Origin of the sequence: Ruegeria sp., assembly GCF_965221235.1 — a bacterium.
In the GTDB taxonomy this organism is placed as follows: domain Bacteria; phylum Pseudomonadota; class Alphaproteobacteria; order Rhodobacterales; family Rhodobacteraceae; genus Ruegeria.
The window spans coordinates 443,149-454,866 of sequence record NZ_CBDCRS010000003.1 but is presented as its reverse complement, the minus strand read 5'-3'; the positions used below and the strand labels follow the sequence as shown (position 1 = coordinate 454,866).

Genomic DNA, 11,718 nt, shown 5'->3' with positions numbered 1-11,718 from the left:
GGTCATCGAAGCCCGCGCTCTTCAAGAGTTTATCTGCAAAGCAGGTTAGTGGTCTTTCAAAATGGCCGCGATTTTTTCGAGTGTGGCTGTGCTCACCGCCACGCCGTTGTCCTGCGCTGCTCGACGTTTTGCGCTGCGGCCATCTCCGGGCAGGTGCGCGTTTTCCTGCGCACGAATGACCTCGACGAGGCTGGTTATATTGGAGGCGAACCCGTCCGACGCTGTTGCGTTCGGGTCAATGGCAAGGAAGAATTGACCGGTTCTGGGCGGTCCTCCGGCAGTGCCGGAAAAAGGTGAGGCATAAGCGCCCAGCGTTGCCCCGGTCAGGGCCGCGGCCATGACCTCGGTCAACAGGGCAACGCCAACGCCTTTATACCCGCCAGAGGGTGCCATTGATCCCTTCAGCCCGACCTCGGGGTCGGTTGTAGGGTTTCCGTCCGGGTCCAACGCCCATCCTTGGGGGATTGGTTTGCCTTCGCGCGCGTGTTTCATCACCTCGCTTTTTGCGATGGTACTGGCGCTTTGGTCGATCAGCAGAGCAGGTGTGCCGTCGGTGCCGGGAACGGCAAGCGAAAATGGATTGGTGCCGACCACGGGTTTCGACCCGCCTGACGGCGCGATCGAGGCTGGAGCGTTGGTAAAGCCCATTCCGACCAGTCCAGCCTGTGCCAGACGGTGGGTATGATAGCCCAGAACACCGCAGTTATAGCTGTTCCTGATGGCCAGAGCCGCAACCCCCTGCGCCTTTGCAGCGGGGATCAGGGCATCAAATCCGATGTCGATTGCGGGGTGGGCAAAACCGGTGGCCGCGTCCACTGTCACAACACCCGGACGGGGCGTCGCCAGAGCTGGCATTGCCTGACCGTCAACCTTACCGCAAAGCACATGTTCGCAATAAATCGGGATATAGGCCAGTCCATGGCTGGCCACCCCATCCGCCTCGGTCGCTGCGGTCCCGCGGGCAAGAGGGCGGGCATTGGCCTCGGACGTGCCAACGGCGAAGAGGGCGCGAAAGGACAGGTCCTCGATTTCCTCCAGCGAAAGTGTTTGTGTCTGGCTCACAGCCGCGTCTCCTTAGTCATTGTCGGTTTTGCCGCTGCCCGCCCCCAAACGGCGGGACTCTTCTGTGGCGGGGGCATAGGTGCGATGGGCAAATCGATTCAGCGTTTCCCAATGTACGGGATCGGGCGTAGCGCGTGTGTGGTGGGGCAAAGCAGAAGCCACGGTGTCGCAGGGTTCAACGTGAAGATCACTGACCGGGTCCGTGGGACTGCCGGTTATGTTCAGATTGTGGCCATCCGTCTCCGCCGTCCATGTGCGGGCAGTGATGCGCAAGGGGGCTCTCATCCTGCGGGCGGCCATTGCGGCAAAGGGCAGGATCAGTGCCGGCTGTGACACGTTCAGCATCTCGGCACTTGGTCGCGTCATGTGATTGGCGCTGTCCGACAACCCCGACCCAGCCAGCAACGGGCAGCGCGGCCCTTGGCCATCATGGGAGCCGTTCGGGCTTTCGTTTGTCGTGAGCCCCTTCTCAAGTAGCAAAGCCAGTTCTGCCACACCGTCCAGACCTTGCATGCAAAGCCAACGCGTGGCTTTGCCAGCCTCTTCGGCCAGCCCCCAGCTATAGCCACCGCCGCGTGCAGCACGTTTGGCGGTCGCTTCGACCTCGTTCAGCGAGAAACTCATTGCGGCAGCTCCGGGTAGACCCACAGGTCCGCGTTCTCCGGCGTCAGTTCTTCGGGGTAGGGCGCACCGGCATACATGCAGATCCGCACCCAACGGTCCGAGCGCGGATCGAAATGCGTTGCACCGAAGAACGACAGCTTGGCGCGCAACATGTCGATAGGCAGAACTGAAGCGCTAATCGTGTTGTCGCGCACCTCGCCATAGGGCGCGATGCGGGACATCTGGGCGCGACGGATGGTGTGTCGATGTTCGGGGTGGTGCCGCAGGAACTCCGCCACCGAGTCGCCCGCAAAATCCGACAAAGCCCCGTATGCAGCGGCAGCATCCCGGGCCGGGGCCAGCGGTTGTTCATAATCGGCGATGGGTTCTTCGAACCGTTCGCCCATCCGGGGTTCCAGCTTTTCCTCAGACACATACCACGCCCGCGCGCAATTTTCCGGGGCTGACCAGTCGAGGCTCAGCGCCCAGCCAAAGCTGTCTTCGATCAAAGCACACGCGTCGCGCACCGGCATGGAGCCGTCGATCACAAAGGCATCGCCGTTGCTGTCGGCCATGCAGCAGGCCAGCCCGTCGACATCCTCCGGGAAGGGTTCAAGCATCAGTGAGGCGATCAATTCCTGACCCTCTTCGCTGAGTGCGGTTTCTGACCAGTGCCACAGATGGTCCCACGGGGTGTCCTGTTGCAAAACACCGGTCCCGAGGTGGGCGCGGATCGCGTTCAAATCTGCCTTCAGGTGCTTCAGTTTCTCAATCTGGATGGGATGAGCTGACTGCCAGCGCTCAACAGAGATCGCGCTGCGCTCGAAGAGGTCGCGAAAGGCTTTAATTTGTGTCTCTGTCGCTGCGGGGTGGTTACGCACACGGGCGATGGCCTCTTCCCTGGCCATGATCCAGTTGTTCAGCAGGATCGGGTGGTTGATGATAAACGGAGCCATGCCCAGACCCGTGGAATTGCCGATGCCCAGTTGGCGCGAGGTGGCTGTGTCGAGACGCGCGGCCTGATCTCCGCCCTTGACCCGCGCCATGTGTTCAACGAGATCGCGGACGAAGGCGCGGGTGAGGTAGACCGACAGCATCTCGACCTGAAACGGAACCTGCAATTCGGGTCGGTCGGCCAGCGTTTCCCGATCCGCCGCCCCGAATTTGCCCGAGCCATAAACCGCAGTGGTCCGCATCAGGTAACCGACGGCCCCGATCTGTTCCGAGTCAGGTTGGCGACCGGATGCCAGCTGCTCGACCACATGCGACCAAAGGCGAACCGAGCGATTTGCCCGTGACAGGGACAGCTCTTGCTCGGTAATCCGACCGGCCTCTTGCAGCGGCACGTTTTGCGCAAGACGGTCGAGGTCGGCTTCGGTCGGGACGCCGTCAAACAACGTAAAGGTCGCGTCCCAGGCTTCGGCAATTACTCGATCTGACCGCAGCTCATCGGGCAGGTCATGGGCAAAGGCCACCAGTGAATATGCCCGATCCGGCCCTTGCGCTGTATAGACCGCGCGGCCCACGCCAGCTTCGCTGATATCAAAAACCGGCCGTGTGAACTGCCAGCTATCCTGCGCCATACGTCGCGTCAGGATCCGCATGAAGCTTAACCGGCATTGATGCAAAGACCCCAGCCGTTTCAGCCTCATCACCTGTGCCGGATCGCGGCGGGGGATATATGCGCCGGTTTCGGTCATGCGGAGGCCGACCCAAAGTTATCGGCAAAAAAGCGTCGCCAGTTGCCGCCCATGATCCCAGTGACTTCTTCATCTGACAGGCCTGTCGCGCGCAATCCGTTCTCGATCTGACCAAAGTCCCGGTTATCGCGGAACCAATCCGGCATGGGCGGGAAACCGGGCGCTGCCGCCGACCCCTCGCCATAGTCGATCTCTTTGCTCCACCGTCCCACGCGCATCCATTCCACCACGCTGTCCGGCTGATCCTGACACAGATCGGTGCCAATCCCGAGGTGTTCGGGCCCGAATGTCTCAGCCGTTCGGGCAATCATCTCGCAGAAGCTTTGCAAGGTGCAGTCGGATTTGTCCTTCAGATGATGCGGATAGACCGAAAAGCCGAACATACCGCCATTCTGTGTGACCGCCCGGATCACATCGTCGCGTTTGTTACGCAGGGCAGGGGCCCATTCATGTGGATTGGCATGCGTTATCGCGATAGGGCGTTCCGAAATTTCGGCGGCTTCGATGGTGGACCTGTCGGCCGAGTGGCTCATGTCCACGACCAGACCCACGCGGTTCATCTCTTTGATGACCTGCCGCCCCATGCGTGTGATGCCGGTGTCTTCGGCCTCGTAACATCCGGTCGCCAGCAGGGACTGGTTGTTATAGGTCAGCTGCATGAAACGCGCGCCGAGCGTATGGACGATCTCGACCAGCCCAATGTCATCTTCGATGGGGGAAGGGTTTTGAAAGCCAAAGAAGATCGCGGTGCGCCCGGTTTCGCGGGCGATGTCGATATCGCTGGCCCATTGACCCTTCATGATCAGATCTGGGAACTGCTCGAACCAGCGGTTCCATTGCTCAAAGTTCAGCACCGTTTCACGGAAATTCTCGTGATACGCGATGGTGACGTGAACCGCGTCGACGCCACCTTCGCGCATTTGCCGAAAAATCTTTTCCGACCAGTTGGCATATTGCAGCCCGTCTATTCTGGGGTCGGGCCGCATCAGTCAGGGACCCCTGCGCTGATATAGGCGGTTTTGACCGTGGTATAGAACTCAGCCGCCGCCTTGCCCTGTTCGCGCGGCCCGTAGGAGCTATCGCCTCGCCCACCGAACGGCACGTGATAGTCGGTTCCTGCGGTGGGCAGGTTGACAGTCACAACCCCGGTGCGGGCATTGCGTCGGAAATGGGTGGCACGGGCGAGCGATTGCGTGACGATACCCGATGTCAGGCCAAAGTTCGTGTCGTTGACGACGCTCAACGCCTCGTCATAGCTGCCCACCTTGATGACGCTGGTGAGTGGGGCAAACATCTCTTCCCGGTTGATCCGCATATCATTTGTCGTGTTCAGGAACACACCCGGAGACATATAGTACCCCTCATGCGGCATCTCCAGGCGTTCGCCCCCACAAGCCAGGTCAGCACCTTCGGACTTGCCCAGATCAACATAGGCGAGGTTCTCTGCAAGCTGCTGCGCACTGACCACTGGTCCCATCTGTGTGGCTTCATCCAAAGCGTGTCCGACCTTCATCGCCTGCGCGCCCTGCACCAGCTTTTCGACAAACGCATCGTGGATCGCGTGATGCACCACAAGCCGAGAGGAGGCAGTGCATTTTTGTCCCGACCCGCCAAACGCTCCACCAAGCGCCAGTGTGACGGCAAGATCGAGATCAGCGTCATCCATCACCGCCAGCGCGTTTTTCGAGCCCATCTCCATTTGAACCTTTGTCAAATTGCCGATCGCTGCCGTGGCGATTTTCTTGCCGACAGGCACCGACCCAGTGAACGAGATCGCGTTGACCTTCGGGCTTTCGGCAAGCCGCTGACCAACAGAGCCGCCTGACCCCATCACAAGGCTGAACAGACCTTTCGGAATATCCTGTTTGGCGATGATTTCGGTCAGGGCCACCGCTGATGCCGGAGTAATATTGGCCGGTTTCCACACCACCGCGTTGCCATAGCAAAGCGCCGGAGCGATCTTCCACGAAGCGGTCGCAGTGGGGAAGTTCCACGGGCTGATCACGGCCACAACGCCAACTGGTTCGCGCCGCACGTCAACCTCGATCCCATCGCGCACGCTGTCGGCATTCTTTCCGATCTGGCGCAAGCATTCGGCGGCGTAATAGGTGAAGAACTGCCCGGCACGATAAACTTCGCCCTTGCCCTCGGCCAGCGGTTTGCCTTCTTCGCGGCTCAGTAGGGTGCCGAGTTCTTCGGCGCGGGTCATCAGTTCGGTGCCGATATTCATCAGGACGCTTTGCTTGCGTTCAATCCCGTACCGCGCCCATTCAGCCTGAGCGGTCCGGGCCTGATCCAGCGTCGTCTCAAGTTGATCGGCACTGGCTTGGGCAAATGTCCCGACAAGATCGCTCAGATCCGATGGGTTGCGATTTTCGATCTCGCTCTCTCCGGCACACCAATCACCGGCAATGAAGTTCAGTTTGGTCAAGACACGCCCCGCAGCCAAATTCAGATTGCGATGAGAATGGACTTCGGCGATTGCATCAGTCAAACTCAAACAACTGAAGTGCGTTTCAGGAATTCTGAAGTATGGCCATCAAGATCGAAATGCTGCGCAGCTTTTGCGCTGTGGCCCAAAGCGGCAGCCTGTCTGCGGCGGCTGACCGGCTGGGCCGGACGCAATCCGCGTTATCCATGACGCTCAAACAGTTAGAGGATCATCTGGGCAAACCGCTTTTTGCGGGTGAGCGGAAGAACCAGCTGTCACCGCTGGGCGAGCAGGTCTATGTACTGGCCGCCACTCAGGTGCGCCAGTTCGATGAAACCCTTCGAACAATTGACGACGTGGCCAAAGCCGATCACGGCCTGATCCGCATCGTGTCCGTTCCGTCCGTCGCAGCAATGATCTTTCCGCAGATCCTTGAACATATGACCAATCGTTTCCCCGACCTCAAAATTGAGATGCGTGACACGGACAGTCAGCAAGTGCTGGAGGCTTTGGTGTTGGGCAAAGCCGAGATCGGAATCGCCTCGGGTCTTCATGCGCTGAACGGGATCGAGGCCGAAACCCTGTTCGACGACAGCTTTGGTCTTGTCTGTGCAGCTGACCACCCCCTGAATCTGCAAGACCCCCTACCAACGATTGATGAGGTGGTTGAGGGCAAGTTCATTCGGAACGCCTTGTGTGACCTGATTGAAACGCCGCACTTCCGCTCTGCTGCGGACGGGGTGAATGTCACCATTCACAATACGCATTCGCTGCTGTCGATGATCCGCACCGGGAATTGGGTGACGGTTCTGCCGCAATCGGTTGTGAGTTTTTCCCCGGACGCCATCGCGTTTCGTCCCATCGCCGGGCTGCCTGACAAACGTCGTGCCTGTCTGTATGTCAAAAAGGAGCCGAGGTTTCCGCGCATGGTTGAGGAATGTTGCCGGTTCATCCGATCCTGCGACATCGGTTGATCTCAGGTAACGTCGTGGCTCAGAAACTATAGATCGCAGCTCGTGCCGGGTGGTGCAATGTAGCCCGACACGCGGGTTGTCTTATGCCTCGGCTCATCGCGCGTATCTGCGTTGTGACCCCTGTCCAATCAGCTTGCCCGTACTATTCAGCCGGAATGATCGCCCCGGAGTGGCCGACAATCCGGCAGGCCAGTTCGTGGCCGCGCGCCAGCGCCTCAGATTGCGTACTGCCGGTCAATATTGCAGCCAGATAACCGCCGTTAAAGCCATCACCGGCGGCTGTGGTATCAACCACGTTCTTGGCTGGGTCGAACTTCTGTTCCGGGGAACTCAGATTGATCGAGACAGGTCCTAAAAACCCGCGTTTCAAAGCGCCGGAGCAGTTTTCATAGGTGCGAAATCTCTCGAGAACATCTTGATCGGATTGCTCACCAAACAGCGCTAATTCATCATCGACTGAGGGCAGGGCGATATCGCAAAGCTGCCAACAGGCCGAGATGGTCTCGCGTGCCGCTTCGGGGGACTCCCAAAGTTTGGGGCGGTAGTTGGAATCGAAAACGAATGTGCCTCCTGCCTTGCGAAAGCCCTCAACCCAATTCAAGAACCCGTGCCGCACTTCTGCTGGCAGAATTGCGAGAGAGATGGCCGAGATATAGACGACGTCGAAGCCAGAGAGAGAATCGAAGGACAGCCCGGCCCCGTCCTGAAACTGCAATCTGGCTGCCGACGCTTGGCGCCAATACTGGAAGCTACGTTCGCCTGCGCTGTCCGTCGTGATCGCATAGACACCCGGCAGCCGGTCTTCGATCTGACCAAGACATGCAGTGTCGATGCCTTGAGAGGCGATGTATCTTGTCATGTCGTCCGACAATCGGTCCTGCCCCAGCAAGCTGACGAAACTGACGCCATGCTCTGGCGGCAACATGCGGCGCAGGTAGATGGCTGTATTCAGAACATCCCCGGCAACGCCTACCTCGGCCGGGCCGGGAACGGATGAGACCCGCAGCTCCAGCATGGCCTCGCCGATACATGCAATGCGCAGACCGCTCATGCGGTTTGGCTTTCGTCAAAAGTCAGGTGTACTTTGATCGCCTGCGTCCTGTCGCCTGCCAAGTCAAATGCGGTCACGGCTTCGTCGACGCTGAAGGAGTGGCTGACCACGGGCGAGACGTCGATTTCCCCGCTGTCAATCAGGCGGACGGCCTCGGCGAATTCGGGGTGAAAGCGGTGGGTTCCGACCATGCGGATTTCCTTGCTGACGATGACGTTCAGCGCCAAGGTAATGTCTCCGGCGACGCCCACAAGCACCATGGTGCCACCTGGGCGCAGCATCTCTAACGCGTCGCGAATGGCGGGGGCTGCGCCGGTGCATTCGAACACGATATCGAACCCGCCCTTGTTTTCGCGGAAACGGTCCAGCTGTTCGGGGTTTTGGGCCACGTTCACGGTTTCGCTGGCACCCATCTTTCGCGCCGCTGACAACGGGTAGTCGTTCAGGTCCGTCACCACCAATTCGGCGGGGTTCTCTTTGGCTGCGACCGCAGTCATCAGCGATCCGATGGGACCCGCACCCGTGACAAGGATGCGGGCCCCAGTCATGTCCGTCGCGTGGGAGGCCGCGTGAAGGCAGACGGCGAGGGGTTCAGAGCACGCTGCCTTCTGGACAGGAATTGGGTTGGTGAATTTATGCGCGCGGATGGCGGGAATATTCACGATATCGCGGAACATGCCCTGTTCATGCGGCATCCGGTAGGCCGAGCCCATGAACCGCATGTTGACGCAGTGGTTGAACGCGCCCCGCTCGCAGAATGAGCAGTTGCCGCAGGGCAGGCTGGGGTTGATCGCAACCAGATCGCCTTCGGCGAGACCCGAGACTTCGGCACCGGTTCTGACGACACGACCAGCCGCTTCGTGGCCAACGATGATCGGTTCACGCACGCGGATCTGGCCGATTCCGCCGTCGTGGTAGTAGTGCAGGTCCGAGCCGCAAATCCCGCCTGCGCCGATGGCGACTTGCACCTCATCCGGGGCAAGTTCGGGAACTGGTTGTGTTTCGACTCTCAGGTCGTGGGCCGCATGCAGGCGGCAGATGCGAGTGTCCATGTTTTTGGTCCTAGGGCAGGATTTTGTTCGGCAGCCAGGTGGCCAGCGCCGGGATGTAAGATACCATGAGCAGCACGATCAGGTTGCTCAGCAGGAAGGGGAAGATCGCGCGGACAACGGGTGTCAGGGGCAGTTTGGCAATGCCTGCGCAGACAAACAGACAGACCCCGACCGGAGGCGTCGTCAGTCCGATCATCAGGTTCAACACGGCGAAGGTCGCAAAATGTAGCGGCTCGATCCCGACGGCGGTTGCCAGTGACAGCAGTGGCACAAACAGGATGATCAATGCGGCGATGGTCTCCATAAACATGCCGATGAACAGCAGCAGGATGTTGATGATCAGGATCACCAGAATGGGGTTGTCGGTGATGGTCAGTACACCGTCAGCGATGGCCTGCGGGATGCGTTCAGAGACCAGAATCCAGCCGAACACATTGGCGAACCCGACCAGAGCCAGAATTGCAGCGGCAGAGACCGCACTGTCGGTGATCACCTTGGGCACCAGTTTCAGCGGCAGTTCACGGTAGACGAACGCGCCGACGATGAAGGCATAGACGCTGGCCACGATGGCTGTTTCCGTCGGTGTGGCAATACCGCTGAGCAGGCCGTAGAGGATGATCCCGGTCATCGCCAGCGCCCAGAACGCCCCGGCAAAAGCGCGTCCGATTTCTCCGACGCCGCGCCATTCCTGCTTGGGAAAGTTCTTGCGGACCGAGACGACATAGCAGGTCACCATCATGGCGACACCCATGAGGATGCCGGGGATGGCCCCGGCAAGGAACATTTTCCCGACCGAGATGCCGGACAGCGCGCCAACGATAATCATCGGAACGCTGGGCGGAATGATTGGCCCAACGGTTGAAGAGGCCGCCGTGACTGCAGCCGAGAAATCCGCCGGGTAGCCTGCCTTTTTCATGCCGGGGATCATGACGCCGCCGATCGAGGCCGCATCCGCCACCGCCGTACCGGTGATCCCACCAAACAGCATCGAGGCTCCGATATTCGTCAGGCCCAAACCGCCACGAATCCAGCCAACGAGAGCGTTTGCAAAGCGGATGATCCGTTCGGTGATCCCGCCGTTGTTCATCAGGTTGCCGGCCAGAATGAAGCCGGGAATGCTGAGCAGGACAAACACGTCCATACCCGCATAGATTTTCTGCGGCATCACTACCAACGGGATATCGGACAGCAGCAGATAGGCCATCGACGACAGGCCAAGCGTGATCGCCACCGGGATGCCGATGATCAGGCCGATGATGAAGACCGCAAAAAGGACGACGACTTCCATTTACTCAGCCTCGTTTGTAGTCGGTTCGCGATAGGGGATGCGCGCCAGGTCGAGAAAAAACCGCAGCACGGCGAAGATGGCCAAAAGGCATAGAAACAGCATGACGCTGAAATGGACGAACTCCATCGGCATCGCCATGGCCGGAGAGTTCTGGAACGTGCCGATCTGCACGTATTTTGAGGCACCGGGGATCAGCGCGATGCACAGGATCGCCGTGGCCGCCGAGGCAACCATGCGCAGCTTGCGGGGCAGGTCGCCGGGCAACTGATCGCAGACCGCATCCACATTCACCAGATCACCGGTGATCAGAGCGACGCCGACGCCGAAGGCTGTCAGGTAGATCAACGCAAACCGTGTCAGTTCTTCGGTCCAGACCGGAGAGCTTCCGATTGTGCGACCGATAACTTGCGTAAGGACGGCCAGGATCAGCACACCAAAGGCCATAAAGGCTCCGGTTCTGCAAATTATGGTCATGAAGTGATGAGCGCGCACCAGCACCGGTCGTCCTCCCGTTGTAGTGGCATCTGCCGCCGGGTTCAGCGGCAGATGATCAGAGCGATTTAGTTCTGGCTTGCGAACAGGTCTTCGACGATGGGTTTGATTTCGTCGTTGACGTTGGCAAGAACCGCATCCTTGGCTTTGGCGGCATAGGCTGCGCCGTCAACTTCGACGAAGGTCATGCCTTTTTCTTCAAGATAGGCACGGTCTTCGGCAAGGCTGGCGTCCAGCAGGCCACGTTCGTATTCCTGTGCGCGGGCGGCGGCTTCCATCACGTGGGCCTTGTCTTCGTCGCTGAGCGACTGCCAGGTCGATTCGGCAATCGTCAGGTAGATCCAGGACCGCACGTGCTGGGTCAGGTTCACGTGGCTTTGCACTTCGTTGAAATTGGCCGAGCGGATCAGAGCCAGCGGGTTTTCCTGCGAACCGATGGTGCCATTTTGCAGCGAGGTGAATACCTCAGAGAACGCCATCGGGGTCGGGTTCGCGCCCAGTGCGCTCCAGACATCAACGAACAGCGGCACGTTCGGGACGCGCATTTTCTGGCCGTCCAGATCATCAGGATGCGCAATCGGACGGTTCGAGGTCAGGTTGCGAGGGCCGCGCGCGAAATATGCGATGGGGCGGATCTGAGCCTTTTCAACGATCTGAGCTTCGATCTGGTCGCCGATCTCACCACCGGCCACTTCGTCCATATGCTCAGTCGAGGCATAGGCGTAAGGAACGGCCAGCAGTGCGGCCATCGGCGCCCAGTTCTGAAGGCTTTCGCCGGTGATGGTCATGTCAACCGTGCCAAGCTGCATGCCGTTGATCAGGTCGATTTCCTTGCCCAGCGATTCATTGGGGAAAATCTCGACCGCGACGCGGCCATCGGTCAGGGCGTTCAGCTCTTCGGCGAATTTGACCGAGGCCAGATGCCAGGCGTTTTGTTCATTGGCGAGGTGGCCCAGTTTCAAGGTGACCTCTTGCGCGAACGCAACGCCGCCGATCAGCTGGGAAAGAACCCCTGCAACTACCAGATTTTTAAGCTTGAACACCGTCTTTTCCTCCATGTTGGTG

At 59.5% G+C, this 11,718-nt stretch carries 11 protein-coding genes; 1 reads left to right on the top strand and 10 read right to left on the bottom strand.

The features are described from left to right. Window positions 1-45 precede the first annotated feature (45 nt). From ACOQOY_RS02505 to ACOQOY_RS02485, 5 genes are read right to left on the bottom strand one after another with little or no spacing between them, the layout of a single operon-like run. On the bottom strand, window positions 46-1,062 hold the full coding sequence (locus tag ACOQOY_RS02505; RefSeq protein ID WP_420583909.1) for an Ldh family oxidoreductase: 1,017 nt from the start codon (window positions 1,060-1,062) through the stop codon (window positions 46-48). Window positions 1,063-1,074: 12 nt separating this feature from the next. Next, window positions 1,075-1,686: a DUF3726 domain-containing protein gene (locus ACOQOY_RS02500; protein ID WP_420583908.1), complete on the bottom strand. Its 612-nt coding sequence runs from the start codon at window positions 1,684-1,686 to the stop codon at window positions 1,075-1,077. Next, entirely contained in the window at window positions 1,683-3,365 is a 1,683-nt protein-coding gene (locus ACOQOY_RS02495; RefSeq protein ID WP_420583907.1) for a hypothetical protein, read from the bottom strand. The genes ACOQOY_RS02500 and ACOQOY_RS02495 overlap by 4 nt, the downstream gene beginning before the upstream one ends. Continuing rightward, window positions 3,362-4,351: a membrane dipeptidase gene (locus ACOQOY_RS02490; protein WP_420583906.1), complete on the bottom strand. Its 990-nt coding sequence runs from the start codon at window positions 4,349-4,351 to the stop codon at window positions 3,362-3,364. Before ACOQOY_RS02490 ends, ACOQOY_RS02495 begins: the two co-directional genes overlap by 4 nt. Then, a complete protein-coding gene (locus ACOQOY_RS02485) occupies window positions 4,351-5,796 on the bottom strand; it encodes an aldehyde dehydrogenase family protein (protein ID WP_420583905.1) in 1,446 nt (481 codons plus the stop codon). The genes ACOQOY_RS02490 and ACOQOY_RS02485 overlap by 1 nt, the downstream gene beginning before the upstream one ends. A 101-nt stretch (window positions 5,797-5,897) precedes the next feature. On the opposite strand from ACOQOY_RS02485, the gene ACOQOY_RS02480 reads away from it, so the two are divergent. Continuing rightward, window positions 5,898-6,770 carry a LysR family transcriptional regulator gene (locus ACOQOY_RS02480; protein WP_420583904.1) on the top strand — a complete coding sequence of 291 codons (873 nt, stop codon included), beginning with the start codon at window positions 5,898-5,900 and terminating at the stop codon, window positions 6,768-6,770. Window positions 6,771-6,912: 142 nt separating this feature from the next. Here the strand turns inward: ACOQOY_RS02480 and ACOQOY_RS02475 are convergent, their stop codons facing one another. The 5 genes from ACOQOY_RS02475 to ACOQOY_RS02455 all read right to left on the bottom strand — a co-directional run bounded on the left by ACOQOY_RS02475 (window position 6,913) and on the right by ACOQOY_RS02455 (window position 11,711). Continuing rightward, window positions 6,913-7,821: a sugar kinase gene (locus ACOQOY_RS02475; RefSeq protein WP_420583903.1), complete on the bottom strand. Its 909-nt coding sequence runs from the start codon at window positions 7,819-7,821 to the stop codon at window positions 6,913-6,915. After that, complete coding sequence (locus tag ACOQOY_RS02470; protein WP_420583902.1) at window positions 7,818-8,873, bottom strand: L-idonate 5-dehydrogenase; 1,056 nt, start codon at window positions 8,871-8,873, stop codon at window positions 7,818-7,820. Before ACOQOY_RS02470 ends, ACOQOY_RS02475 begins: the two co-directional genes overlap by 4 nt. A gap of 10 nt (window positions 8,874-8,883) precedes the next feature. Continuing rightward, window positions 8,884-10,161: a TRAP transporter large permease gene (locus tag ACOQOY_RS02465; protein ID WP_420583901.1), complete on the bottom strand. Its 1,278-nt coding sequence runs from the start codon at window positions 10,159-10,161 to the stop codon at window positions 8,884-8,886. Further along, window positions 10,162-10,659 (bottom strand): TRAP transporter small permease, encoded by a 498-nt coding sequence (locus tag ACOQOY_RS02460; protein WP_420583900.1) that lies wholly within the window; start codon window positions 10,657-10,659, stop codon window positions 10,162-10,164. A 62-nt stretch (window positions 10,660-10,721) separates the two neighbouring features. Beyond that, window positions 10,722-11,711 carry a TRAP transporter substrate-binding protein gene (locus tag ACOQOY_RS02455; RefSeq protein WP_420583899.1) on the bottom strand — a complete coding sequence of 330 codons (990 nt, stop codon included), beginning with the start codon at window positions 11,709-11,711 and terminating at the stop codon, window positions 10,722-10,724. Between the last annotated feature and the right edge of the window lie 7 nt (window positions 11,712-11,718).

Coding starts and splice junctions, on each gene's coding strand:
- ACOQOY_RS02480 (WP_420583904.1), top strand. CDS start 5,898: ATGGCCATCAAGATCGAAATGCTGCGCAGCTTTTGCGCTGTGGCCCAA.
- ACOQOY_RS02470 (WP_420583902.1), bottom strand. CDS start 8,873: ATGGACACTCGCATCTGCCGCCTGCATGCGGCCCACGACCTGAGAGTC.
- ACOQOY_RS02465 (WP_420583901.1), bottom strand. CDS start 10,161: ATGGAAGTCGTCGTCCTTTTTGCGGTCTTCATCATCGGCCTGATCATC.
- ACOQOY_RS02490 (WP_420583906.1), bottom strand. CDS start 4,351: ATGCGGCCCGACCCCAGAATAGACGGGCTGCAATATGCCAACTGGTCG.
- ACOQOY_RS02455 (WP_420583899.1), bottom strand. CDS start 11,711: ATGGAGGAAAAGACGGTGTTCAAGCTTAAAAATCTGGTAGTTGCAGGG.
- ACOQOY_RS02495 (WP_420583907.1), bottom strand. CDS start 3,365: ATGACCGAAACCGGCGCATATATCCCCCGCCGCGATCCGGCACAGGTG.
- ACOQOY_RS02475 (WP_420583903.1), bottom strand. CDS start 7,821: ATGAGCGGTCTGCGCATTGCATGTATCGGCGAGGCCATGCTGGAGCTG.
- ACOQOY_RS02500 (WP_420583908.1), bottom strand. CDS start 1,686: ATGAGTTTCTCGCTGAACGAGGTCGAAGCGACCGCCAAACGTGCTGCA.